At 62.2% G+C, this 23,856-nt stretch carries 17 protein-coding genes, 1 tRNA gene and 1 pseudogene; 2 read left to right on the forward strand and 17 right to left on the reverse strand.

Annotated features, from left to right (window positions below; genetic code table 11):
- The 5 genes from BLR29_RS30835 to recQ form a co-directional block, all read right to left on the reverse strand.
- The coding region (locus tag BLR29_RS30835; protein WP_018003793.1) for a GTP-binding protein at window positions 1-95 on the reverse strand (95 nt) is incomplete at its 3' end.
- An 81-nt stretch (window positions 96-176) separates the two neighbouring features.
- Window positions 177-2,285: an elongation factor G gene (gene fusA / locus BLR29_RS30840; protein ID WP_092143664.1), complete on the reverse strand. Its 2,109-nt coding sequence runs from the start codon at window positions 2,283-2,285 to the stop codon at window positions 177-179.
- A gap of 118 nt (window positions 2,286-2,403) precedes the next feature.
- Window positions 2,404-2,874, reverse strand: a complete 471-nt coding sequence (gene rpsG, locus BLR29_RS30845; protein WP_010810459.1) for a 30S ribosomal protein S7 — start codon at window positions 2,872-2,874, stop codon at window positions 2,404-2,406.
- 216 nt (window positions 2,875-3,090) lie between these two features.
- On the reverse strand, window positions 3,091-3,468 hold the full coding sequence (gene rpsL, locus BLR29_RS30850) for a 30S ribosomal protein S12 (protein ID WP_006576501.1): 378 nt from the start codon (window positions 3,466-3,468) through the stop codon (window positions 3,091-3,093).
- A 376-nt stretch (window positions 3,469-3,844) separates the two neighbouring features.
- Window positions 3,845-5,698, reverse strand: a complete 1,854-nt coding sequence (gene recQ / locus BLR29_RS30855) for a DNA helicase RecQ (protein WP_092143703.1) — start codon at window positions 5,696-5,698, stop codon at window positions 3,845-3,847.
- 251 nt (window positions 5,699-5,949) lie between these two features.
- Here recQ and BLR29_RS30860 point away from each other — a divergent pair, with 251 nt between their 5' ends.
- Window positions 5,950-7,431 carry a MocR-like pyridoxine biosynthesis transcription factor PdxR gene (locus BLR29_RS30860; RefSeq protein WP_092143667.1) on the forward strand — a complete coding sequence of 494 codons (1,482 nt, stop codon included), beginning with the start codon at window positions 5,950-5,952 and terminating at the stop codon, window positions 7,429-7,431.
- A 5-nt stretch (window positions 7,432-7,436) separates the two neighbouring features.
- On the opposite strand, the gene BLR29_RS30865 is transcribed toward BLR29_RS30860, so the two are convergent.
- Both BLR29_RS30865 and BLR29_RS30870 read right to left on the reverse strand, forming a co-directional pair.
- On the reverse strand, window positions 7,437-7,835 hold the full coding sequence (locus tag BLR29_RS30865) for a c-type cytochrome (protein WP_255371533.1): 399 nt from the start codon (window positions 7,833-7,835) through the stop codon (window positions 7,437-7,439).
- Window positions 7,796-9,355 (reverse strand): nitrite reductase, encoded by a 1,560-nt coding sequence (locus BLR29_RS30870; RefSeq protein WP_092143673.1) that lies wholly within the window; start codon window positions 9,353-9,355, stop codon window positions 7,796-7,798. Before BLR29_RS30870 ends, BLR29_RS30865 begins: the two co-directional genes overlap by 40 nt.
- A 260-nt stretch (window positions 9,356-9,615) precedes the next feature.
- On the opposite strand from BLR29_RS30870, the gene BLR29_RS30875 reads away from it, so the two are divergent.
- Window positions 9,616-10,485, forward strand: coding sequence for a 3-hydroxyacyl-ACP dehydratase FabZ family protein (locus tag BLR29_RS30875; RefSeq protein WP_092143676.1), 870 nt, complete (start codon window positions 9,616-9,618; stop codon window positions 10,483-10,485).
- 538 nt (window positions 10,486-11,023) lie between these two features.
- Here BLR29_RS30875 and rpoC read toward each other — a convergent pair.
- The 10 genes and pseudogenes from rpoC to BLR29_RS30925 form a co-directional block, all read right to left on the reverse strand.
- Entirely contained in the window at window positions 11,024-15,265 is a 4,242-nt protein-coding gene (rpoC, locus tag BLR29_RS30880) for a DNA-directed RNA polymerase subunit beta' (RefSeq protein WP_092143679.1), read from the reverse strand.
- Window positions 15,266-15,379: 114 nt separating this feature from the next.
- Window positions 15,380-19,486, reverse strand: coding sequence for a DNA-directed RNA polymerase subunit beta (gene rpoB / locus BLR29_RS30885; RefSeq protein WP_092143682.1), 4,107 nt, complete (start codon window positions 19,484-19,486; stop codon window positions 15,380-15,382).
- Window positions 19,487-19,921: 435 nt separating this feature from the next.
- Complete coding sequence (gene rplL, locus BLR29_RS30890; RefSeq protein WP_092143685.1) at window positions 19,922-20,296, reverse strand: 50S ribosomal protein L7/L12; 375 nt, start codon at window positions 20,294-20,296, stop codon at window positions 19,922-19,924.
- Between the two features lie 66 nt (window positions 20,297-20,362).
- A complete protein-coding gene (gene rplJ / locus BLR29_RS30895; protein WP_092143688.1) occupies window positions 20,363-20,884 on the reverse strand; it encodes a 50S ribosomal protein L10 in 522 nt (173 codons plus the stop codon).
- Between the two features lie 394 nt (window positions 20,885-21,278).
- The gene (rplA, locus tag BLR29_RS30900; RefSeq protein WP_092143691.1) at window positions 21,279-21,974 is read right to left on the reverse strand and encodes a 50S ribosomal protein L1; all 696 of its coding nucleotides are present in this window, start codon (window positions 21,972-21,974) and stop codon (window positions 21,279-21,281) included.
- The gene (gene rplK / locus BLR29_RS30905) at window positions 21,975-22,406 is read right to left on the reverse strand and encodes a 50S ribosomal protein L11 (protein WP_092143694.1); all 432 of its coding nucleotides are present in this window, start codon (window positions 22,404-22,406) and stop codon (window positions 21,975-21,977) included. It abuts the gene before it with no gap.
- A 166-nt stretch (window positions 22,407-22,572) separates the two neighbouring features.
- Window positions 22,573-23,154, reverse strand: coding sequence for a transcription termination/antitermination protein NusG (gene nusG / locus BLR29_RS30910; protein ID WP_092143697.1), 582 nt, complete (start codon window positions 23,152-23,154; stop codon window positions 22,573-22,575).
- Between the two features lie 10 nt (window positions 23,155-23,164).
- Window positions 23,165-23,545 carry a preprotein translocase subunit SecE gene (secE, locus tag BLR29_RS30915; protein WP_092143700.1) on the reverse strand — a complete coding sequence of 127 codons (381 nt, stop codon included), beginning with the start codon at window positions 23,543-23,545 and terminating at the stop codon, window positions 23,165-23,167.
- 59 nt (window positions 23,546-23,604) lie between these two features.
- Window positions 23,605-23,680, reverse strand: a tRNA-Trp gene (locus tag BLR29_RS30920).
- Between the two features lie 86 nt (window positions 23,681-23,766).
- A pseudogene (locus tag BLR29_RS30925) lies at window positions 23,767-23,856 on the reverse strand (elongation factor Tu); the annotation flags it as partial.

Below are 23,856 nucleotides of genomic sequence, written 5' to 3' on the forward strand. Positions count from 1 at the left end.
ATCGCTGCCGTCAGCGTCGTCTTGCCGTGGTCAACGTGACCAATCGTACCTACGTTCACGTGCGGCTTGGTCCGCTCGAACTTTTCCTTTGCCATGTTTCAGCTCCTAATGGAATACAGTCTGATTCAATTCTTTGCACCGCCACGCAGGTCATGCGTGGCGGTGAAGCGTTTTTTTTACTTGCCCTTGGCCGTCATCACGGCTTCGGCGATGTTCTTCGGTGCCTCGGAGTAGTGCTTGAATTCCATGGTGTACGTGGCGCGGCCTTGCGTGGCCGAGCGCAGCGACGTGGAATAACCGAACATTTCCGACAGCGGGACTTCGGCCTTGATGATCTTGCCGCCGCCCACCATGTCGTCCATGCCCTGCACGATGCCGCGGCGGGACGACAAGTCGCCCATCACGGTACCCGTGTAGTCTTCCGGCGTTTCCACTTCCACGGCCATCATCGGCTCGAGCAGAACCGGGCTGGCCTTGCGCATGGCTTCCTTGAAAGCCATGGAGCCGGCCATGCGGAACGCGTTTTCGTTCGAGTCCACGTCGTGGTACGAACCGAACGTCAGCGTGACCTTCACGTCCACCACCGGGAAGCCAGCCAGGATACCGGTCGGCAGCGTGTCGACGATACCCTTTTCGACCGCCGGAATGTATTCGCGAGGAATCACACCGCCCTTGATGGCGTCGATGAACTCGAAGCCCTTGCCCTGCTCTTGCGGTTCCAGCGTGATCACAGCGTGACCGTACTGGCCGCGGCCGCCCGACTGCTTGACGAACTTGCCCTCGACGTCCTCGGCCTTCTTGCGAATGGTTTCGCGGTAGGCCACCTGCGGCGCGCCGATGTTGGCTTCCACGCCGAATTCGCGCTTCATGCGGTCGACCAGAATTTCGAGGTGGAGCTCGCCCATGCCCGAAATGATGGTCTGACCCGATTCTTCATCGGTACGCACGCGGAACGACGGATCTTCAGCGGCCAGGCGGTTCAGGGCGATGCCCATCTTTTCCTGGTCAGCCTTGGTCTTCGGCTCGACAGCCTGCGAGATCACCGGCTCCGGGAACACCATGCGCTCGAGCACGATCGGGGCAGCCGGATCGCACAGCGTATCGCCCGTGGTGGCATCCTTCAGGCCCACCGCAGCGGCGATGTCGCCGGCCAGCACTTCCTTGATTTCTTCGCGCTGGTTGGCGTGCATCTGCAGAATACGGCCCAGACGCTCCTTCTTCTGCTTCACCGGGTTGTACACGGTGTCGCCCGAATTGATCTTGCCCGAGTAGACGCGGAAGAAGATCAGCTGACCAACGAACGGGTCGGTCATGATCTTGAACGCCAGTGCCGAGAACTTTTCGCTGTCGTCAGCCTTGCGCTCGAGCTTCTTCTCGCTGTCGTCCTCGTCCGTGCCCGTAACCGGCGGAATGTCGACCGGCGACGGCAGGAAGTCGATCACGGCGTCGAGCATACGCTGCACGCCCTTGTTCTTGAACGCGGTGCCGCACAGCATCGGCTGGATTTCGCAGGCGATGGTACGGTCACGCAACGCCTTGACGATCTCGGCGCGGGTCAGTTCTTCGCCGCCCAGGTACTTTTCCATCAGCTCTTCGCTGGCTTCGGCGGCGGACTCGACCATCTTCTCGCGCCATTCGTCAGCGGTGGCTTGCAGCTCGGCCGGGATGTCCTGGTATTCGAACTTCACGCCCTGGCTGGCTTCGTCCCAAATGATCGCCTTCATTTCCAGCAGATCGACGACGCCCTGGAAGCCGTCTTCAGCGCCGATCGGCACCACGACGGGCACCGGGTTGGCCTTCAGGCGGGTCTTCAGCTGGTCATAGACCTTGAAGAAGTTCGCGCCGGTACGGTCCATCTTGTTGACGAATGCCAGACGCGGCACGCCGTACTTGTTGGCCTGACGCCAGACGGTTTCCGACTGGGGCTGCACGCCACCCACTGCGCAGTACACCATGCACGCGCCGTCCAGCACGCGCATGGAACGCTCCACCTCGATGGTGAAGTCCACGTGGCCCGGGGTGTCGATGATGTTGAAACGGTGCTCGGGGTAGTTGCCGCCCATGCCCTTCCAGAAGGCCGTGGTGGCAGCGGAGGTGATCGTGATGCCACGCTCCTGCTCCTGCTCCATCCAGTCCATGGTGGCCGCGCCATCATGCACTTCACCGATCTTGTGGTTCACACCGGTGTAGAACAGGATCCGCTCGGTCGTGGTGGTTTTACCCGCGTCAATGTGAGCCGAAATACCGATATTGCGGTAGCGCTCAATGGGAGTCTTACGAGCCACTTTAATCCTCTATTCGTCCGTGAGGCGCCGGCATCTCATGCCCCGCGCCCCTAACACAAACGGGCGAGATGTGTAAAAACACAGCCCGCCCGGCAACCAACAACGTTTCTCGCGCGCTTTAGAAGCGGAAGTGCGAGAACGCCTTGTTGGCTTCGGCCATGCGGTGCACTTCGTCGCGCTTCTTCATCGCGCCGCCACGGCCTTCCGATGCTTCCAGCAGCTCACCTGCCAGGCGCAGCGCCATCGACTTCTCGCTGCGTTTTTTCGCGGCCTCGCGCAGCCAACGCATCGCCAATGCCAAACGACGCGACGGACGGACTTCGACCGGAACCTGATAGTTGGCGCCGCCCACGCGACGGCTCTTCACTTCCACCACCGGCTTCACGTTGTTGATCGCAACGGAAAACACTTCGATGGGGGCCTTGCCTGCCTTCTTCTCGATCTGGTCGAACGCGCCATACACGATACGTTCGGCAACCGACTTCTTGCCGTCCAGCATCAGCACGTTCATGAACTTGGCAACTTCAACGTTGCCGAACTTCGGATCAGGCAGAACGTCCCGCTTGGGGACTTCACGACGACGTGGCATCTTCTTTCCTTTAGATTCAGTTGAGAGCGCGATCAGATATTTCCCGCTCTCCGGCCACCAACTAGCTTGCTCGCAGCAAATTCGCCGGGTGACCACTTACTCGACGGCACGGCGCATAAACGCTCCGTTTTACCGCCGCCTGGTGACAGCACCATGACTCGCGCCACAGGCTATCGGTTGTAGCTTCGGGCATCAGCCCAGGTTGCCTGAAAAAGCTTAGGCAGCCTTCGGACGCTTCGCACCGTACTTCGAGCGAGCCTGCTTGCGGTCCTTCACGCCTTGCAAGTCGAGCGAACCACGGACGATGTGGTAACGCACACCCGGCAGATCCTTTACACGGCCGCCGCGGATCAGCACGACCGAGTGTTCCTGCAGGTTGTGGCCTTCACCGCCGATGTACGAGATGACTTCGAAACCGTTGGTCAGGCGCACCTTGGCGACCTTACGCAGTGCCGAGTTCGGCTTCTTCGGCGTCGTGGTGTACACGCGGGTGCACACGCCGCGACGCTGCGGGCAGTTCTCAAGCGCCGGGCTCTTGCTCTTGATGACTTCAGAGACGCGCGGCTTGCGAACCAGTTGGTTGATAGTTGGCATTGTTCAATCCAGCTTGGTTTTACAGAAACACCCCTCCGCCGGCTTCATCGGCCTGAAGGGGCAACTACGGGTTTTGGACGGGATGGAGAGCGAGCGCTCAAAAGGAAGGGCTGTGAAGTGACAGACTTGCCAAAGAGCGCGAGCTCGCCCGGATCCCGCTCCGCTCCTTGCCAGATTGCGAACCAGAGGCCACAAACCCGACGGACGAGCGAAATCCAAAGCCAAAAACTCGAATCTGGCATCCTAGCAGTCGGCTTGGCAACGGTCAAGCGGTATACCCGTCGTATACCGATACCTTGCTAAGGGTGGCCTCGCGAAAGGCCGCAAGCGGGTCCGAAAAGGATCAAGTGAATGTCGGCGATTCCTGGCAGTGCCCCTAGGCGACCGCCCGCAATGTCTCGAGAATTTCCTCGCCATAGCGCTCGAGCTTGGATGCACCAATACCGGGCACGTCAGCCAATTCGTCAAGCGACTCCGGCGCACTTCGGGCCAGCTCGGCCAGCGTGGCGTCATGGAAGATGACGTAGGCCGGGACGCCGTGCTCGCGCGCGGCCTCGGTCCGCCAGCGGCGCAGAGCCTCCCAGTTCGCAAGCGCATCGGCATCCATCGTGGCGGTATGGTCCGTTCGGGGGCCTCGTCCGGCACGGTCACCCGAGGACTTCCCCGGTTTGCTGACCTGGCGACGCAGGGTAATCGGCGTTTCGCCCTTGAGCACTGCGCGGGCGGATTCGCCCAGCAGCAGCGCGCCATGGCCACCATGGTCAATGACCAGCAGCCCGTGCGCAATCAGCTGGCGAAAGATCGCGTGCCATTCCGACACCGAGCGGTCCTTGCCGATGCCGAACGTCGAGATCTTGTCGTGGCCCCACTGCCGGATCTTCTCGGAAGCATTGCCCCTCAGCACGTCCACCAGATGTGTGGCGCCAAAGTGGATGCGGCTGGCTTGCGCAGTTCGGTACACGCAGGACAGTGCCATCTGCGCCTCGCGCGTGCCGTCCCAGGTGGCCGGCGGCTCCAGGCACGTATCGCAATTGCCGCACGGCTCGGCGGTCTCGTCGAAATACGCCAGAATGCGCACGCGCCGGCAGCCCGCCGTCTCGCACAAACCCAGCAACGCGTCGAGCTTGGCGGACGAAACCCGCTTGTGGGCATCGTCGGCTTCGGACTCGTCGATCATCCGCTTCTGCTGCACCACGTCCCCGAGGCCGTACGCCATCCAGGCATTGGCGGGCAGCCCATCCCGGCCCGCGCGGCCGGTTTCCTGGTAATAGCCTTCCATGCTCTTGGGCAGGTCCATATGCGCAACAAATCGCACATCCGGCTTGTCGATACCCATCCCGAAGGCGATCGTCGCAACCATGACGATCCCTTCCTCCTCGCGGAAACGAGCCTGGTGATGCTGGCGCACCTGCGCTTCCATCCCGGCGTGGTAGCCCAGCGCCTTGATGCCGTGACCGGACAGCCAGGCAGCGGTGTCTTCCACCTTCTTGCGTGACAGGCAATAGACGATGCCACTGTCATGGCCGCCGTCGCCGTTCATGTGTTCGCCCTTGATAAAGGCAAGCAACTGCTGGCGCGCGTTGTCTTTCTCGACGATGCGGTAGCGGATGTTCGGGCGATCGAAGCTCGAGATGAAGACGCGCGCATTGTCCAGCGCCAGACGCTCGACGATCTCATCGCGCGTGACCGCATCGGCCGTCGCGGTCAGCGCGATCCGCGGTACGTACGGAAAGCGTTCGTGCAGGACCGACAGCTGGATGTATTCGGGCCGGAAATCGTGTCCCCACTGGGACACGCAGTGCGCCTCGTCGATGGCGAACAAACCCACGCGGGTGCGCTCCAGCAGATCGAGGAAGCGCGGCGTCATCAGCCGCTCCGGTGCGACGTAGAGGATCTCCAGCCTCCCCGCCAATAGATCCCGCTCCACGGCGGAAGCCTCGCTGCTGCTTAGCGTGGAGTTGAGCACCGCGGCCCGCACGCCCGCCTCGGTCAGGGCGGCAACCTGATCCTGCATCAGCGCGATCAGCGGCGACACGACGATACCCACGCCCTGCCCTGCCTGCTGCCGCAGCAACGCCGGAATCTGGTAGCAGAGTGACTTGCCGCCACCCGTGGGCATCAGTACCAGGCAGTCACCACCTTCGGCCACGTGGTCGATGATCTCCGCCTGCCGGCCGCGAAAGGCGTGGTAGCCAAAGACTTCTTTGAGGATCGCCAGAGCGCGCGGCATGAGGGACAGCGGAAAGTGGAAAACCGGGAAAGGCGTAACCATACCACTCCATGCCTCCCCGAGCCGCATGTGACTACGTATGTGACGGTCTCAGCCAGCATCGTGTGGCGGGCATGCCAATCGGAGTCGATGAGATCAACCGCTTAGTGGGCCACTTGCCTCAGCGCAATCGTCGCGGCGCGCACCAGTCCTAGGATGGACTCCGAAGTGCGCAATTGACACGCGCAGGATTCCAAGACTCCCCACACAAGATGCAGCGTCATTCGTTTTCATTGCCGATTGCGATCGCGCGCGACGGGCCGGAGCCATTCAAGCGGCAGATCATGCGGCAGGTCGAAGGGCTGGTCGTGTCTGGCCGCTTGCAGCCCGGCGACCGGCTGCCGTCCATCGCCTGCCTGATAGCGATGCTGCACGTATCCCGAAATACGGTGGTTGGCGCCTACGATGGCCTGATAGATGCCGGCCTTTTGCGCGGCGAATCGGGGCGAGGTTTCTACGTTGCGGATGCCACGCCACGCGCGTCCACGCCCGTTGCACCCGAGCCGATGACGGCGGCCGAGGCCTCGCCGCCGTCCGGACTCACCGAATACGCCGCAGCCGTAGCGCCACCCGGGGTCCATGCTGCGCCGCCCTCGTCTCCTGTGAGCTTCGACTTCAAGATAGGGCGGCCCGCTCCGGATGCCTTTCCTGCACGCCGCTGGGCTGCGCTGGCGAACCCGCTGCTGTGCCAGATGGGGCATGCGATCAGCGACTATCCGCAGGCTCAGGGCCTCTGGGGACTGCGCGTTCAGATCTCCGACTACCTGGCTGCCACGCGCGCAATGGGAGTCGATCCAGAGCAGATCGTCATCGTGGCCGGCGTGCAGGAAGCGCTGCACCTGCTAGCGTCACATCTCGTGCACCACCGGCATCGTGTCGTGGTGGAAGCGCCGGGCTATGCGGGGTTCTGCAATCTGCCGCCCTTGAAGCATGCCTCGCAGGTGCCGGTTCCCGTCGATGAACAAGGGCTTTGCACCAGCGCGCTACCTGACGTTTCCGTGCAGCTGGCATATACGACGCCATCCCACCAGTATCCTCTTGGCTACACCATGTCGATGAGCAGGCGGCGCGCTTTGCTGGCCTGGGCCGCACGCGTCGGGGCGTGCGTGATCGAAGACGATTACGACGGCGATTTCTCCTACGATGGGCCGCTCCTCCCACCGCTGATGGCGCTGGATCCAGGACGCGTGGTCTATGTCGGCAGCTTTTCGAAGGTACTGGGCCCGGGGCTCCGTCTTGGCTTCATGGTCTGTCCGCCAGTCCTGACCGAAGCGATCTCGCGCCGCAAGGCACTGCTGAACCATGGATGCCCTTGGCTCGAACAGGCGGTTCTGGCACGGCTCCTGGAATGCGGCGACTACAGCCGGCATCTCTATCGGTTGCGCCAACGGTATCGCTTGCAGCGCGATACTCTTCTCGACGGCCTGCGCGATATCTGGGGAAATGACTGCCAGATCAACGGGACAGGCACAGGCATGCACATCTCCTTGCGCCTCCCGGACGACGGCCCGGATGCCGCTGCCCTAGCAAATCGCGCCATCGCATGCGGCGTCAGACTGTACCCTTTGGCGGATGCCGCATGCGGACACATTCCCAAGACGGCTGACCGTACCTTGTTACTCGGCTATGCATCGCAAAGCGTGGACCAGATTCGCGGGGCGATGGCGCGGCTCCGGCTGGTGGTCGCCAGCTGAGCGGCCTAACGCGCGCCCGGCAAGTTGCCGAAGTGCCGCGACAAGGCCTCGATGGCGGCATCGTCCAGTGGTTCCGCCATGGAGCGCATCACGGGATCGTCGCGCCTACCCGCCTTGAAATCGCGGAGTTGCTTGGCCAGGTACTCTGGCTTCTGCGCCGCGAGATTCGGATACAGGCCAACACTGCTTACACCATCGATACCATGACACGATGCGCACAAGGGCAGGATGGCGACAATCTTTTCGTCAGCTTGTTGCCGCGCCGACGTCCCGGAAGCCGCATGCAAGGTACTCACCACACCCAGCATGACCAGCGCCGCCGCGATGAGGTTCCACCGGAATTTTGTCATCTTCGCTCCTTCGCTCAGTGTTTGCGGGTGGGCGGCAAACCCACCGTGATCCATTGCGTTCGTGCTCTCGAGAAAATGCCTGCAGGGCTTTCCATCTTGTGCTCCGCCACCAGCGCCAGCGTCTTGCTGTCGTAGATGCGAAGGCGATCGCCGTAGTATCCGGCGCTGACATACAGGTATTTTCCGTCGCGCGTGTATTCCGGGAAGAATGCATGGCCGCCCGCATCCAGCGTGCGGACGACCTCCAGCGACTGCTTGTCGATAAGCTGGATTTGCGACGCTCTCTTGTCCTTGCTGACGATATCCACCGCCACGTATGGCGCATCCGGATGCGCTGCCGGCGATTCCGTGGGGCCGGCCACGGGAATGTTCTTCACTACGGAGAAATCGCGCGTATCCCAGACCGTCACCACATTGCCCTTGTCACATTCGCCAATGTTGGTGCCGAAGGCCAGCATCCGCTGCCCCACCGGCGTCACCGCGCCTGAGCCGACATGCGGCTGGCAGCCTGCGGGGATGTCACGCACAACCTTGTCTTCCTTGAGATCGATGGCAACCACCTTGTTGTCGTCGTAAGACGCCACCATCGAGTAGCGTCCGTCAGGCGTCAGGAATGTATCGTGCAGCATGCGCCCTACTTTCTCGAGCTTTGCCACGGGCATGCCTTCCCGATCGGGATCGATAATCCAGATCTGCCCTGCCTGCCTCAACGTCAGCGCGAACTTGTTGTTGATGCGGCTGCCAATCACCGGTCCCCCGGCCGACTGGATGAACTTGCCATCCGGGTCCTTGCCTTCGAGGCGCAGGTACTTCACAGGCTCGAGCGTATCGGCCTTTAGGATCACGACCAGATTCGGTACGAACGAGCTTGCTGCGAGCCACCTGCCGTCGTTCGACAGCGCAATACCCGGGCCGGTCAGCCCCGTGCGGATCTTGCGCGTGATCTTCAGTGAATACAGATCGATCTTGTAGACGTACCCGTCATCGCTTTTAAGCCAGGCCCATCGCGGATCTGCCGGGCTGAAATCCATGATGTGCGGAGCAACCGGCGTGACGACTTCCCCCACCACCTGGTTGGTCTTGCCATTGAGGAACACCACTTTCGCGTTATCCCTGCCCGTACCCCGCCCATAGCGCCCACGTGCCATGACGGCCATCAGGTCGTACACGGAATCGATCTGGTACGTCGGCTTCGACGGCAGCGTGGCCTCGTCGATCAGGATTTCGAGACTGTCTCGGACCTGCTGCATCGTCCAGGCCGGACTGGCTACCGGTTGGGTCTTGATGAATTGGGCGACGAGACGGATATCGGCGTCGGACATGCGGGAATGGAACGGCGGCATCAGCGTATCGGCTATGCCGGTCATGATCGTTCCGCGCAAGGCAGCCTCGCTCTGCACGAGTCGATCCTTGTGCAGCGGGGGGCCGACATATCCTCCGCGGCTTGCCGAATGACACACAGCGCAGTTGGCCTGGTAGAGCCCGTCCGCACGCTGCAGGTCTTCGGCCGTCATGGCGCACAGCGCACCAGATGCGCCGGCCAATACCGTGGCAACTATTGTTTTCCCGAGCATCGTCTGGAACCTCCAAGTTCAGTCATGCAACAGTGATACGGGCAATGTGCCATCCGAGGCGCCTGGCGCGCTGGGGATGATTCTGGATTCCTGATGGGCACGGTTGCGCGCGATGGCCGCGGCTGCCGAAGTTGAATTACGCCGCGCCAGGTGACGAAGCGCACGCATGGACCGCCCAATCCGGACCAGGTTGCGCAAGCGCAAAGTTGCCGCTTGCCACCCTGTTCTAGGATCGCGCGATCAACTATTCGGCCACCTGTATGTCGTCCACCTTCGCCATTCCCGCTTCGCGCGCAGCATCGACCTTGCAAGAAACCTTGTTTGTCAGTGGCAGCGACCTCTTCGCGCTGGGGCACTATCCCGGCAACCCGGTCTACCCCGGCGCATTGATGCTCGAGCGCATGCTGGCGATGGCGGGCGCGCTTGTCAGCGGGACGCTGGGCCAGCCCGCCCGTGCGACCGCCGTCAAGCGCGTGCAGTATCTGGGCGTGGTCGTTCCGGGCGACGTGGTGACACTGGAAGCTTGCGTGCTGGAGCAAAGCGCAAACAAGGTGACATGCCAGGCCGTCGCCAGTGTCGGCGGTGACGCGCGTGTCCGCGCGACGATCGAGTGCGGGCTCGACTCCGGAATCGCCCCGTCGCCGGTTCTTTCGAATCCGACAACGGCCGTGAAAGAGACGAACGCGCCAGCTCTGGCGCATCAGGAAATTGCGCGCCTGCTGCCACACCGCTATCCGTTCGTGCTGCTCGACACGGTGCAGACCTATAGCCCTGGCGCGCATATGCTGGCGACCAAGGTCATCAACCGTGAGTCGCCAATCCTGGGGCGCAACCCTCCCGACACCTATCCGGCCGCGCTGGCGATCGAGTCCTTTGGACAAGCCGGCGTGGCCCTGTATTTCCTAAGCCAGACGGATAACGCACCGGCGCACGCGCTGGTCGGCGCCATGCGCGACGTGACCTTGCTTCGGGAGATTCCGTACGACACCATCCTCACCCTGGATGTCAGGATCGAACGCATGATGGCAAACGCCGTGGTGTTCGGAGGCGATCTCCGGATCGGCGATGAGGCTGTGATCCGGATTGGTAGCCTCGTGGTCATGATTGCACCAATGCAGGCCGGGTCCTGACGCCACACACCTAACCGATCGGGCGAGCCACTATCCTCCAAAGGGTAGCGGTATCGGCAAGGCCTGTTCCTGGAGGGGATTGGGCGGCACCGGCTGGGGCACTGGCGCCGGGGAGGCGCTGCGGCGCAGTGCGTCAAACTGCAGCTGTCTCGCGCGCTGCTCCAGCGCCTCGCAAGTACGAGTGTCCCCCCGACGCGCTGTGCAGGCTTGTTGCTGCTTGAAACGCTGCGCCCACAGACCCTCGATCGGCAGAGGGGGCTTGAGGGACAAGTCCAGGCTGAACGGTTGGCCGGGTGGCAATTGTGCAAGCGCTGCGCCACAGCACATGGCAAGCAGGACGGGAACGATTCGATATGGTTTCAGCGGCGTGGCCAGAGTCGCACGCATCTTCGGATCCTCGTCGAGTGCAGTGATGCCCTACCCTAGCGTCCGCCTTGTACCGCGACATTGACCCTCGCCAAGCCGTCGGCACAGGACGAAAAAAAACCCGGCTCGGATGAGCCGGGTTTTTCACTACTTACTACGGAGTGGATCGCGATCAGACCGCGCCGTCCTCGCCTTCGGTCGCCTGCACCACCGGCGGCTCGATGAAGAGCGATTGCTCTTCGTCCGAGATCGCCTGGGCGCGTTCGCGCTCGGATGCCTCGCGTGCCTTGCGTGCACGGTGGTAGGCCAGGCCGGTACCGGCCGGGATCAGACGGCCAACGATCACGTTTTCCTTCAGACCACGCAGGTCGTCGGTCTTGCCCATGATCGCGGCTTCCGTCAGCACGCGCGTGGTTTCCTGGAACGATGCCGCCGAGATGAAGCTGTCGGTCGACAGCGACGCCTTGGTGATACCGAGCAGCAGGTTCTCGTGCGTGGCCGGACGCTTGCCTTCGGCGATCACGCGATCGTTCTCGTCGAGCAGCTCCGAACGCTCCACCTGTTCACCCGGGATGAACTTGGTGTCGCCCACGTCCGCGATCTGCACGCGGCGCAGCATCTGGCGCACGATCACTTCGATGTGCTTGTCGTTGATCTTCACGCCTTGCAGACGGTACACGTCCTGCACTTCGTCGACGATGTAGTGCGCCAGTTCCTCGATGCCCTTCAGGCGCAGGATGTCGTGCGGGTCCGCCGGACCTTCCACGATCATTTCGCCCTTGTTCACCACCTGACCGTCGTGGACCAGGACCTGCTTTTCCTTGGCGATCAGGAACTCGTGGGCGTTGCCGTCCAGGTCCGTAATCACCAGGCGTTGCTTGCCCTTGGTGTCCTTGCCGAACGACGTGGTACCGGTGACTTCCGCCAGCACGGCGGCGTCCTTCGGCGAACGCGCTTCGAACAGCTCGGCCACACGCGGCAGACCCCCGGTAATGTCGCGGGTCTTCTGCGATTCGGTCGGGATACGTGCGAGCACTTCACCCACGTGCACCTGCTGGCCGTCCTTCACGGTAATCAGCGCGCCCACCTGGAAGCCGATGGTCACGGAGTGGTCCGTGCCCGGAATCTTGACTTCCTGGTTGTTGGCGTCGAGCAGCTTCACCTGCGGGCGCAAGCCCTTGGTGGCAGCCGTACGGCGCTTGGCGTCGATCACCACGAGGGTCGACAGGCCGGTCACTTCGTCCATCTGCTTGGCGACGGTCACACCTTCTTCGACGTTCTCGAACTTGATGGTGCCCGAGTACTCCGAGACGATCGGTCGCGTCAGTGCGTCCCACGTGGCCAGTTGCGTACCGGCCTTGATTGCCTGGCCGTCCTGCACCAGCAGCGTGGCGCCGTACGGGATCTTGTGGCGCTCGCGCTCGCGGCCATGGTCGTCCGTGATCATCGACTCGCCCGAACGCGAGATCACGATCAGTTCGCCCTTGGCGTTGGTCACGTAGCGCATGGTCGCCGTGAAGCGGACCGTACCGGTCGCCTTGGCTTCCACGCTCGACGCCACTGCCGCACGCGATGCCGCACCACCGATGTGGAACGTACGCATGGTCAGCTGGGTGCCCGGCTCACCGATCGACTGCGCGGCAATCACGCCCACCGCTTCACCCGAGTTCACCAGCACGCCGCGGCCGAGATCGCGGCCGTAGCACTTGGCGCACAGGCCGTAGCGCGTGTCGCACGACAGCGGGGTGCGGACCTTCACTTCGTCCACGCCGAGGCTGTCGATCAGGTCGACCAGATCTTCGTCCAGCAGCGTGCCGGTTTCGATCGCGGTTTCCTGGGTTTCCGGGTTCACCACGTCAGACACCGTCACACGGCCGAGGATACGGTCACGCAGGGCTTCGATCACTTCACCGCCTTCGACCAGGGCCTTCATGGCCACGCCGTTGGAGGTGCCGCAATCGTCTTCCACCACAACCAGATCCTGCGTCACGTCAACCAGACGACGGGTCAGGTAACCCGAGTTCGCGGTCTTCAGTGCCGTATCGGCCAGGCCCTTACGGGCGCCGTGGGTCGAGATGAAGTACTGCAGAACGTTCAGGCCTTCACGGAAGTTCGCCGTAATCGGCGTTTCAATGATCGAGCCATCCGGCTTGGCCATCAGGCCACGCATGCCGGCCAGCTGACGGATCTGCGCCGCGGAACCGCGGGCACCCGAGTCAGCCATCATGTAGATCGAGTTGAACGATTCCTGCTTGACAGTCTTGCCTTCGCGGTCGACTACGTCTTCGTGCTGGAGCTGCTCCATCATCGCCTTGCCCACCTGGTCGCCGGCGGCGCCCCAGATGTCCACGACGTTGTTGTATCGCTCCTGGTCCGTCACCAGACCCGACATGTACTGCTTGTCGTATTCCTTCACCTTGGCAGCCGCGTCGGAGATGATCTTCTCCTTCTGCGGCGGCACCAGCATGTCGTCGATCGCGATCGAGATACCGGCGCGGGTGGCCAGGCGGAAGCCCGACTGCAGCAGCTTGTCAGCGAAGATCACGGTCTCGCGCAGGCCGCACTTGCGGAACGCCGTGTTGATCAGGCGCGAGATTTCCTTCTTCTTCAGCGGCTTGTTCAGCACCGAGAACGGCAGGCCCTTCGGCAGGATCTCGGACAGGATCGAGCGGCCAACCGTGGTGGCCTGCAGCGTGATCTTGGGCGCGAAGCGGGCATCGCCCACGGCGTCCTTGTCGACGAGTTCGTACTCGGTGATCCGCACGTTCACGCGCGAAGCGAGCTCGACTTCCTTGTTCTCGTAGGCGCGGATAACTTCGCTGATGTCAGCGAAGGTCATGCCTTCACCCTTGCCGTTGATCTTGTCGCGGGTCGTGTAGTACAGACCCAGCACCACGTCTTGCGACGGGACGATCGACGGGTCGCCGTTGGCCGGGAACAGCACGTTGTTGGACGCCAGCATCAGCGTGCGGGCTTCCATCTGCGCTTCCAGCGACAGCGGCACGTGAACAGCCATCTGGTCGCCGTCGAAGTCGGCGTTGAACGCCGCGCAGACCAGCGGGTGCAGCTGGATTGCCTTGCCTTCGATCAGCACCGGCTCGAACGCCTGGATACCCAGACGGTGCAGCGTCGGTGCACGGTTCAGCATCACCGGGTGCTCGCGGATCACCTCTTCGAGGATGTCCCACACCACCGGCGTCTGGCTTTCCACTTCCTTCTTCGCCGCCTTGATGGTGGTGGCGATGCCCATCGTTTCCAGCTTGTGGAAGATGAACGGCTTGAACAGCTCAAGCGCCATCAGCTTGGGCAGGCCGCACTGATGCAGCTTGAGCGTCGGGCCCACCACGATGACCGAACGGCCCGAGTAGTCCACGCGCTTGCCCAGCAGGTTCTGACGGAAACGGCCGCCCTTGCCCTTAATCATTTCGGCCAGGGACTTCAGCGGACGCTTGTTGGCGCCGGTCATCGCCTTGCCGCGACGGCCGTTGTCCAGCAGCGAGTCAACCGCTTCCTGCAGCATGCGCTTTTCATTGCGCACGATGATCTCAGGGGCCTTCAGCTCCAGCAGGCGCTTCAGGCGGTTGTTACGGTTGATGACGCGGCGGTACAGGTCGTTCAGGTCCGACGTCGCGAAGCGGCCGCCATCCAGCGGCACCAGCGGACGCAGTTCCGGCGGCAGCACGGGCAGCACTTCCAGGATCATCCACTCGGGCTTGATACCCGAGCGCTGGAACGCCTCCAGCACCTTCAGGCGCTTGGCGAACTTCTTGATCTTGGCTTCGGAACCGGTGGCCTGCAGCTCGGCGCGGATCTGTTCGATCTGCTTCTCGATGTCGATGCCGCGCAGCAGTTCACGGATGCCCTCGGCGCCCATCATGGCGACGAATTCACCCTCGCCGTACTCATCGCACTTCGCGATGTAGTCGTCTTCCGACATGATCTGGCTCTTCTTGAGCGGCGTCATGCCGGGTTCCAGCACCACGAACGCTTCGAAGTACAGCACGCGCTCGATGTCGCGCAGCGTCATGTCGAGCACCATGCCCAGACGCGACGGCAGCGACTTCAGGAACCAGATGTGGGCGGTCGGAGCAGCCAGTTCGATGTGGCCCATGCGCTCGCGGCGCACCTTGGCCAGCGTCACTTCCACGCCGCACTTCTCGCAGATCACGCCACGGTGCTTCAGGCGCTTGTACTTGCCGCACAGGCACTCGTAGTCCTTGATCGGGCCAAAGATCTTGGCGCAGAACAAGCCATCGCGCTCCGGCTTGAACGTACGGTAGTTGATCGTTTCCGGCTTCTTGACTTCACCGTACGACCACGAACGGATCTTCTCGGGCGAGGCGAGGCCGATCTTGATCGCGTCGAACTGCTCTTCCTGCTGAACCTGCTTAAAGAGATCGAGCAATGCTTTCATTGCAACTCCTTGTTTCGCCGCGGCACCGACTTCTGTTCGGGGCCACGGCATTCATTCTGTGGGAAATCCTGTGCTGGTCGGCGCCGGCCTCGGCCGGCGCCGTCATCTCGTCGATCAGTAGCGATCGAGGTCAATGTCGATACCCAGCGAGCGGATTTCCTTCACCAGCACGTTGAACGATTCCGGCATGCCGGCGTCGATCGAGTGCTCGCCCTTGACGATGTTTTCGTACACCTTGGTACGGCCGTTCACGTCATCGGACTTGACCGTCAGCATTTCCTGCAGCACGTACGACGCGCCATAGGCTTCCAGTGCCCACACTTCCATTTCACCGAAACGCTGGCCACCGAACTGGGCCTTGCCGCCCAGCGGCTGCTGCGTCACCAGCGAGTACGGACCGGTGGAACGGGCGTGCATCTTGTCGTCCACCAAGTGGTGCAGCTTCAGCATGTGCATCACACCCAGCGTGACAGGACGCTCGAACGCTTCGCCGGTACGGCCATCGTGCAGCGTGACCTGCTGCTTGGAGGCGGTCAGGCCCTTCTCCTTTGCGATGTCGTCCGGGTACGCCAGGTCCAGCATGCGGCGGATTTCGTCCTCGTGCGCACCATCGAACACCGGCGTCGCGAACGGCACACCCTTCTTCAGGTTGCTGGCCAGTTCCAGCACTTCGGCGTCCGACAGGCTGTCCAGGTCTTCCGGCTTGCCGCTCTCGTTGTAGACCTGGGCCAGCAGCTTGCGCAGCTCCTGTGCCTTGGTCTGCGCCTTGAGCATGTCGCCGATGCGCTGGCCCAGACCGCGTGCGGCCCAGCCCAGGTGGGTTTCCAGAATCTGGCCCACGTTCATCCGCGACGGCACGCCCAGCGGGTTCAGCACGATGTCAGCCGGCGTACCGTCTGCCATGTACGGCATGTCTTCGATCGGAACGATCTTCGACACCACACCCTTGTTACCGTGACGGCCGGCCATCTTGTCGCCAGGCTGCAGGCGGCGCTTCACGGCCAGGTACACCTTGACCATCTTGATCACGCCCGGCGGCAGTTCATCGCCCTGCGTCAGCTTTTTGCGCTTCTCTTCGAAGGCCAGGTCGAACTCGTGACGCTTCTGCTCGATGGCTTCCTTGACGGCTTCCAGCTGGGCAGCCACTTCCTCGTCGGCCGGACGGATGTCGAACCAGTGGTACTTGTCCAGGTCAGCCAGGTACTCGCGCGTCAGCTTGGCGCCCTTGGCCAGCTTCTTCGGGCCGCCATTGACGGTCTTGTCGAGCAGCAGTCGCTCCAGACGCTGGAACGCGTCACCTTCCACGATACGCAGCTGGTCGTTCAGGTCCAGGCGGTAGCGCTTCAGTTCGTCGTCGATGATCGACTGGGCACGCTTGTCGCGGGTCACGCCTTCGCGGGTGAAGACCTGGACGTCGATCACGATACCGCTCATGCCCGACGGCACGCGCAGCGAGGTGTCCTTCACGTCCGAAGCCTTCTCGCCAAAGATGGCGCGCAGCAGCTTCTCTTCCGGCGTCAGCTGGGTCTCGCCCTTCGGCGTGACCTTGCCCACCAGCACGTCGCCAGCTTCCACTTCGGCACCGATGTAGGTGATGCCGGACTCGTCCAGACGCGCCAGTTGCGCTTCGGCGAGGTTGGAGATGTCGCGCGTGATTTCTTCCGGTCCCAGCTTCGTGTCACGGGCCACGACCGACAGTTCCTCGATGTGGATCGAGGTGTAGCGGTCTTCGGCCACCACGCGTTCGGAGATCAGGATCGAATCTTCGAAGTTGTAGCCGTTCCACGGCATGAACGCCACCAGCATGTTCTGGCCGAGCGCCAGCTCGCCCAGGTCGGTCGAGGCGCCGTCGGCGATGACGTCGGCACGGGCCACGATATCGCCAACCTTCACCATCGGACGCTGGTTGATGTTGGTGTTCTGGTTGGAACGCGTGTACTTGATCAGGTTGTAGATGTCGACGCCGACTTCACCGGCCACGGCTTCGTCGTCGTTCACGCGAATCACGATACGCATCGCGTCGACGTAGTCCACCACGCCGCCACGCATCGCCTGCACCGCGGTACCCGAGTCGACGGCCACGGTACGCTCGATGCCGGTACCCACCAGCGGCTTGTCCGGACGCAGGCAAGGCACGGCCTGACGCTGCATGTTCGCGCCCATCAGTGCACGGTTCGCGTCATCGTGTTCCAGGAACGGCACCAGCGAGGCTGCCGCGGACACGATCTGCGACGGCGCCACGTCGATGTACTGGACGCGATCCGGCGTCACCATACGGGTCTCACGCTCGGAGCCTTCCCGGGCGGACACCAGTTCGTCGGTCAGGTTGCCGTCGGCATCGACCGTCGCGTTGGCCTGCGCCACCACGTACTTGCCTTCCTCGATTGCGGAAAGGTAGTCCACCTGGTCGGTCAGCTTGCTGTCCACCACCTTGCGGTACGGGGTTTCCAGGAAGCCGTATTCGTTCAGGCGGGCGTACAGTGCCAGCGAGTTGATCAGGCCGATGTTCGGACCTTCCGGCGTTTCGATCGGGCACACACGGCCGTAGTGGGTCGGGTGCACGTCACGGACTTCAAAGCCCGCGCGCTCGCGCGTCAGACCACCCGGGCCGAGTGCGGACACACGGCGCTTGTGGGTGATTTCCGACAGTGGGTTGGTCTGGTCCATGAACTGCGACAGCTGCGACGAACCGAAGAACTCGCGAATCGCCGACGAAATCGGCTTCGAGTTGATCAGGTCGTGCGGCATCAGGTTCTCGGTCTCGGCCTGGCCCAGACGTTCCTTGACGGCGCGCTCCACGCGCGACAGGCCGGCGCGGAACTGGTTCTCGGCCAGTTCACCGACGCAACGCACGCGACGATTGCCCAGGTGATCGATGTCATCGACCTCGCCCTTGCCGTTGCGCAGGTTGACCAGGATCTTGATGGTCTCGAGGATGTCCTCGTCCTGCAGCACCATGCTGCCTTCGCCGCTCGGTCGCGACAGGCGGCTGTTGACCTTCATGCGGCCAACGCGCGACAGGTCGTACGATTCCTCGCTGTAGAACAGGCGCTGGAACAGCGCTTCCACGGCGTCTTCGGTCGGCGGCTCGCCCGGGCGCATCATGCGGTAGATGGCAATACGCGCAGCCGTCTGGTCGACGGTCTCGTCCACGCGCAGGGTCTGCGACATGTACGGGCCCTGATCCAGATCGTTCGTGTACAGGGTCTGAATCTGCTTGACGCCCGCTTCGCGCAGGTTTTCCAGCAGCGTTTCCGTCAGCTCGTCGTTGGCGTTGGCGATCACCTCGCCCGTGTCCGGGTCGATGATGTTCTTGGCCAGCACGCGGCCCAGCAGGTAGTCTTCCGGTACGCTGATCAGCTTGGTGCCCGCGGAGTCCAGGTCACGGATGTGCTTGGCGTTGATCCGCTTGTCCTTCTCCACGACCACGCGGCCGTTCTTGTCGACGATGTCGAAACGCGCGACTTCGCCGCGCAGGCGTTCGGGCACGAACTCCAGCTGCGCACCTTCCGATTGCAGCGTGAAGTTGTCGAACACGAAGAAATGCGCCAGGATCTGTTCCGGGGTCAGGCCGATCGACTTCAGCAGGATCGTCACCGGCATCTTGCGGCGGCGGTCAACGCGGAAGTACAGAATGTCCTTCGGGTCGAACTCGAAATCCAGCCACGAGCCACGGTACGGAATGATCCGCGCCGAGAACAGCAGCTTGCCCGAGCTGTGGGTCTTGCCCTTGTCGTGCTCGAAGAACACACCCGGCGAGCGGTGCAACTGGCTGACGATGACACGCTCGGTGCCATTGATCACGAACGAGCCGGTCGAGGTCATGAGCGGAATTTCGCCCATGTACACTTCCTGCTCCTTCACTTCCTTCACCTTGCCCGGGTTTTCGCGATCGTTGATGATCAGGCGAACCTTGGCACGCAGCGCCGAATGGAACGTCAGGCCACGCTGCTGGCATTCCTTGACGTCGAACGGCGGGTTGGACAGGTGATACGAGACAAACTCCATACGGGCAAGCCCGTTATGGGAGGAGATTGGGAAAATCGCGCTGAAAGCGGCCTGCAGACCCTCGGTTTTGCGACGCGCGGGCGGCGTATCCGCTTGCAAGAACTGGGTGTAGGATTCAATCTGGGTGGCAAGCAGGAATGGAACCTGGTGAACCGTCGCGCGCTTCGCAAAGGATTTGCGAATGCGCTTCTTTTCGGTGAAGCTGTACGCCATGGGATCTCCGAATCATCGCAGGGCTGGCTGGACCTGGCCGGCACCTGAGGTGTTCAGCGACTGGGAGGGGATTTGGCGGTTGGCCGCTACCAACCTCTGGCTGACGGTGTCCGCACGCTGCGGGCGGTGTGGTCATTGCACGGCGCAATGCCTGTACTCGCCCGGGGGACACCCGACCAAACTTGTCTTCTGCAGTCGGTTCAGAAGACAAACATCAGCAACCACTTAGTGTGCCACTGATGTTTGGCTTCTGCTGGAACAGCGAGTTTTTTCGCCATCCAAGCAGCTTTTAAGCCACATTTTCCATGATCCGGCCAGCTTGCCGGCGCGCCAGGTGCGCAATCAAACACACCCACAGAAGCGCAAAAAGGCTGGCGCCGGGAATTTCCCTTTGCCAGCCCCATCCGCGTGCCACGTGGGCACGCGCGGTACCACTTACTTGACTTCGACCTTTGCGCCGGCGTCTTCCAGCTTCTTCTTGGCGTCGTCGGCGGTAGCCTTGTCCACGCCTTCCTTCACGGGCTTCGGTGCGCCATCGACCAGGTCCTTGGCTTCCTTCAGGCCCAGACCGGTGATTTCGCGCACGGCCTTGATCACGCCAACCTTGTTCGCGCCAACTTCGGCCAGCACAACGTTGAACTCGGTCTTTTCTTCAGCAGCGGCAGCACCGCCAGTGCCCGGGGCAGCAGCCACGGCCATGGCGGCAGCGGACACGCCAAACTTCTCTTCGAACGCCTTGACCAGGTCGTTCAGTTCCATCACGGACATCGCGCCTACGGCTTCGAGAATGTCGTCTTTAGTGATTGCCATTTGGAATACTCCTAGATGTGATTCGGTATCGGTAATGCGATCTGTCTATGCGAGGCCTGCGTCAGCTCAGGCGGCAGGGGCTTCCGCTTCCGCGGGAGCGCCTTCGCCCTTCTTGGCAGCGAGGGCAGCCAGCAGACGGGCGAAGCCCGACACCGGTGCCTGCATCACGCCAAGCAGCTGAGCAATCAGTTCGTCGCGGCTCGGGATCGAAGCCAGCGCCTTGACGGCGACTGCATCGAGTACCTTGCCGTCGTACGACCCTGCGCGCAGAACCAGCTTGTCGTTGGTCTTGGCAAAGTCGTTCAGAACCTTGGCCGAGGCCACTGCATCTTCGGAAATACCGTAGATCAGCGGACCGGTCATTTGCTCTGCGAGGCCTGCAAACGGCGTACCTTCGACGGCACGGCGGGCCAGCGTATTCTTCAGAACGCGCAGGTACACGCCTTGCTGACGAGCGGAAGCACGCAGCTTGGTCAGATCGCCAACCGTGATGCCGCGATATTCGGCGACGACGATGGTCTGGGCCTTGGCGACTTGCGCCGAAACCTCAGCAACGACGGCCTTCTTATCTTCAATATTGAGTGGCACGGTTTAGCTCCAAAACGATGCGGGTGGTCCGGAATCTTCCGGCTCAAACGCATCAGTCCAAACGAACGGCGTCCGATTGGCCCGAATCACCCGGGACATGCCCGGATTCATCAATCCCTTCGGGTGCGCCATCTGCGCTGGCGGGCCGACGAGCATCGGGGCGAACCCCGCATGCGCCGACCGATTAAGTCCACGCTGCCAGACTTCGGCGGTGTGAACACCAGCGGTCTTTGATAACCAGCAACGCTCGCTCCGCTCTTCGCGTGGCGGGCGTCACTGCCCAAAGCCTTGCTCCGTTGCCTTGCGGCGGCGGAGACGATCCCGGCAATGCCGGCATCTTCAATTCCTGCCCTGGTCGGTGTTATCGGGAGCCGTCCAGGTGGTTGCCGTCAGCTTAGGCCGACAGCGATGTCTGTTCGACGCGAACGCCAACGCCCATCGTGGACGACACGGCGATCTTGCGCAGATACACGCCCTTGCTCGTGGCCGGCTTGGCCTTGACCAGCGCGTCCAGCAGTGCCGACAGGTTGCTCTTGAGCGCAGTGTCTTCGAACGAACGACGGCCGATGGTGGCGTGAATGATACCGGCCTTGTCGACACGGAATTGCACCTGACCAGCCTTGGCGTTCTTCACAGCCTGGGCCACGTCCGGCGTCACGGTGCCGACCTTCGGGTTCGGCATCAGGCCGCGCGGGCCGAGGATCTGGCCCAGCGTACCGACGATACGCATCGTGTCCGGCGAAGCGATCACGACGTCAAAGTTCAGGTTACCAGCCTTGACTTGCTCAGCCAGGTCTTCCATGCCAACCACATCAGCGCCAGCAGCCTTCGCAGCTTCAGCCTTTTCGCCCTGGGCGAACACGGCCACGCGAACGGACTTGCCGGTACCGGCCGGCAACACCACGGAACCACGCACAACCTGGTCCGACTTCTTGGCGTCAATGCCCAGTTGCACGGCCACGTCGATCGACTCGTCGAACTTCGCCGAGGCGCAGCTCTTCACCAGGCCCAGGGCCTCGTCGATCGGGTAGAACTTGGTACGCTCGATCTTCGCCTTGTTGGCGGCGACGCGCTTGGAAACCTTAGCCATTTACAGACCCTCCACGGTGATGCCCATCGAACGGGCCGAGCCGGCGATCGTACGCACGGCGGCGTCCAAATCGGCAGCGGTCAGGTCGGCGTTCTTGGCCTTGGCGATGTCTTCAGCCTGAGCGCGGGTGATCTTGCCAACCTTGTCGGTATGCGGCTTGGGCGAACCCTTGGTGATGCCAGCTGCCTTCTTGATCAGCACGGTCGCGGGAGGCGACTTCATCACGAAGGTGAAGCTCTTGTCAGCGAAGGCGGTAATCACCACCGGCACCGGCAGACCAGGTTCCATACCCTGGGTCTGGGCGTTGAACGCCTTGCAGAACTCCATGATATTCAGACCACGCTGACCCAGTGCGGGACCAACGGGCGGGGAGGGATTTGCTTTACCAGCCGGAATTTGCAGCTTGATAAAGCCAACAATCTTTTTGGCCATTTCTACTCCAATCCGGATCCTTTCCTGCTCGGAAAACGGATCCTGTTGAGTCGTAACGCGCTATCGTCGCGCCATTCGGCGCAACCTCACGCTCCTCTTCGGGCAAGGCCTTTCGGCTGCCCTGTCTGTCCGCCGCCGCCCGGTGAGGCTACGGCGATCAAACTTATTAAACCTTTTCGACCTGGCCGAACTCGAGCTCGACGGGGGTCGCACGACCGAAGATTGTGACCGAGACGCGCAGGCGCGATTTCTCGTAGTTCACTTCCTCGACGTTGCCGTTGAAATCGGTGAACGGGCCGTCCTTGACGCGCACCATTTCGCCCACTTCGAACAGCGTCTTGGGACGCGGCTTCTCGACCCCTTCCTGCATCTGGGTCATGATCTTGTCGACTTCCCGCTGGGAAATCGGGCTCGGGCGGTTGCGTGCGCCACCCACGAAGCCGGTCACCTTGCTGGTGTTCTTCACCAGGTGCCACGTCTCGTCGGTCATTTCCATTTCCACCAGGACATACCCGGGGAAGAAACGGCGTTCCGTTACCGACTTGTGACCACCCTTGATCTCGACAACTTCTTCCGACGGCACCAGGATGCGGCCAAATTTGTCCTGCATCTCGGCGCGTTCGATGCGCTCCTGCAACGCGCGCTGTACGCTCTTTTCCATGCCGGAATAGGCGTGCACCACATACCAGCGTTTCTTCGACGAAGGCGATTCCGCGGCGGCGGTTTCCTGCTGAGCGTTATCCGTCATGTACTACCTCTTATTTCCAGCCCAACACGAGCGAGAAAATTACCCACTCAATGAGCTTGTCAGCCGACCACAGGAACAGTGCCATGACCACAACAAAGGCGAACACCAGCCCGGTCATCTGACCGGCTTCCTTGCGCGTCGGCCAGACGACTTTACGAACTTCCCGGTACGATTCCTTGGCAAATCCCACAAAGTCCTTGCCCGGGGCGGAGACCAACGCCACAACAACACCCAGTGCAAGGCCGGCAAACAGCGCGGCGCCGCGCACGTAGGACGGCTGCTGTGCCAGTGCGTAGAAGCCGATTACCCCGGCAACCACCAGAAGCACCGCCACGCCTAGCAGCCACTTGCCGCTCGAGGCGCCTACGGTTTCAACATTGGGATTGGCCATGTTTCGCAAACGAGACTAAGCCGCGTCACGATTGTTCTTCGCGACGCGGCTGATTGAATTGGCAGGGGCAGAGGGAATCGAACCCCCAACCTTCGGTTTTGGAGACCGACGCTCTGCCAGTTGAGCTATACCCCTAAAAACAACTTTGGGGTCGGCGATGCCGCCAACCCCTCTGGCAAACGAGCGCGGCCGGTTGGTGCCGCGCTCGCCAGTTTTACTGCTTAGTCGAGGATCTTTGCCACGACGCCGGCGCCGACGGTACGGCCGCCTTCACGGATAGCGAAGCGCAGACCTTCTTCCATGGCGATCGG

It is taken from the genome of Cupriavidus sp. YR651 (assembly GCF_900101625.1).
In the GTDB taxonomy this organism is placed as follows: domain Bacteria; phylum Pseudomonadota; class Gammaproteobacteria; order Burkholderiales; family Burkholderiaceae; genus Cupriavidus.

Coding starts and splice junctions, on each gene's coding strand:
- rpsG (WP_010810459.1), bottom strand. CDS start 2,874: ATGCCACGTCGTCGTGAAGTCCCCAAGCGGGACGTTCTGCCTGATCCG.
- rpsL (WP_006576501.1), bottom strand. CDS start 3,468: ATGCCAACTATCAACCAACTGGTTCGCAAGCCGCGCGTCTCTGAAGTC.
- recQ (WP_092143703.1), bottom strand. CDS start 5,698: ATGCCGCGCGCTCTGGCGATCCTCAAAGAAGTCTTTGGCTACCACGCC.
- BLR29_RS30860 (WP_092143667.1), top strand. CDS start 5,950: ATGCAGCGTCATTCGTTTTCATTGCCGATTGCGATCGCGCGCGACGGG.
- BLR29_RS30865 (WP_255371533.1), bottom strand. CDS start 7,835: ATGGATCACGGTGGGTTTGCCGCCCACCCGCAAACACTGAGCGAAGGA.
- BLR29_RS30870 (WP_092143673.1), bottom strand. CDS start 9,355: ATGCTCGGGAAAACAATAGTTGCCACGGTATTGGCCGGCGCATCTGGT.
- BLR29_RS30875 (WP_092143676.1), top strand. CDS start 9,616: ATGTCGTCCACCTTCGCCATTCCCGCTTCGCGCGCAGCATCGACCTTG.
- rpoC (WP_092143679.1), bottom strand. CDS start 15,265: ATGAAAGCATTGCTCGATCTCTTTAAGCAGGTTCAGCAGGAAGAGCAG.
- rpoB (WP_092143682.1), bottom strand. CDS start 19,486: ATGGCGTACAGCTTCACCGAAAAGAAGCGCATTCGCAAATCCTTTGCG.
- rplL (WP_092143685.1), bottom strand. CDS start 20,296: ATGGCAATCACTAAAGACGACATTCTCGAAGCCGTAGGCGCGATGTCC.
- rplA (WP_092143691.1), bottom strand. CDS start 21,974: ATGGCTAAGGTTTCCAAGCGCGTCGCCGCCAACAAGGCGAAGATCGAG.
- rplK (WP_092143694.1), bottom strand. CDS start 22,406: ATGGCCAAAAAGATTGTTGGCTTTATCAAGCTGCAAATTCCGGCTGGT.
- nusG (WP_092143697.1), bottom strand. CDS start 23,154: ATGACGGATAACGCTCAGCAGGAAACCGCCGCCGCGGAATCGCCTTCG.
- secE (WP_092143700.1), bottom strand. CDS start 23,545: ATGGCCAATCCCAATGTTGAAACCGTAGGCGCCTCGAGCGGCAAGTGG.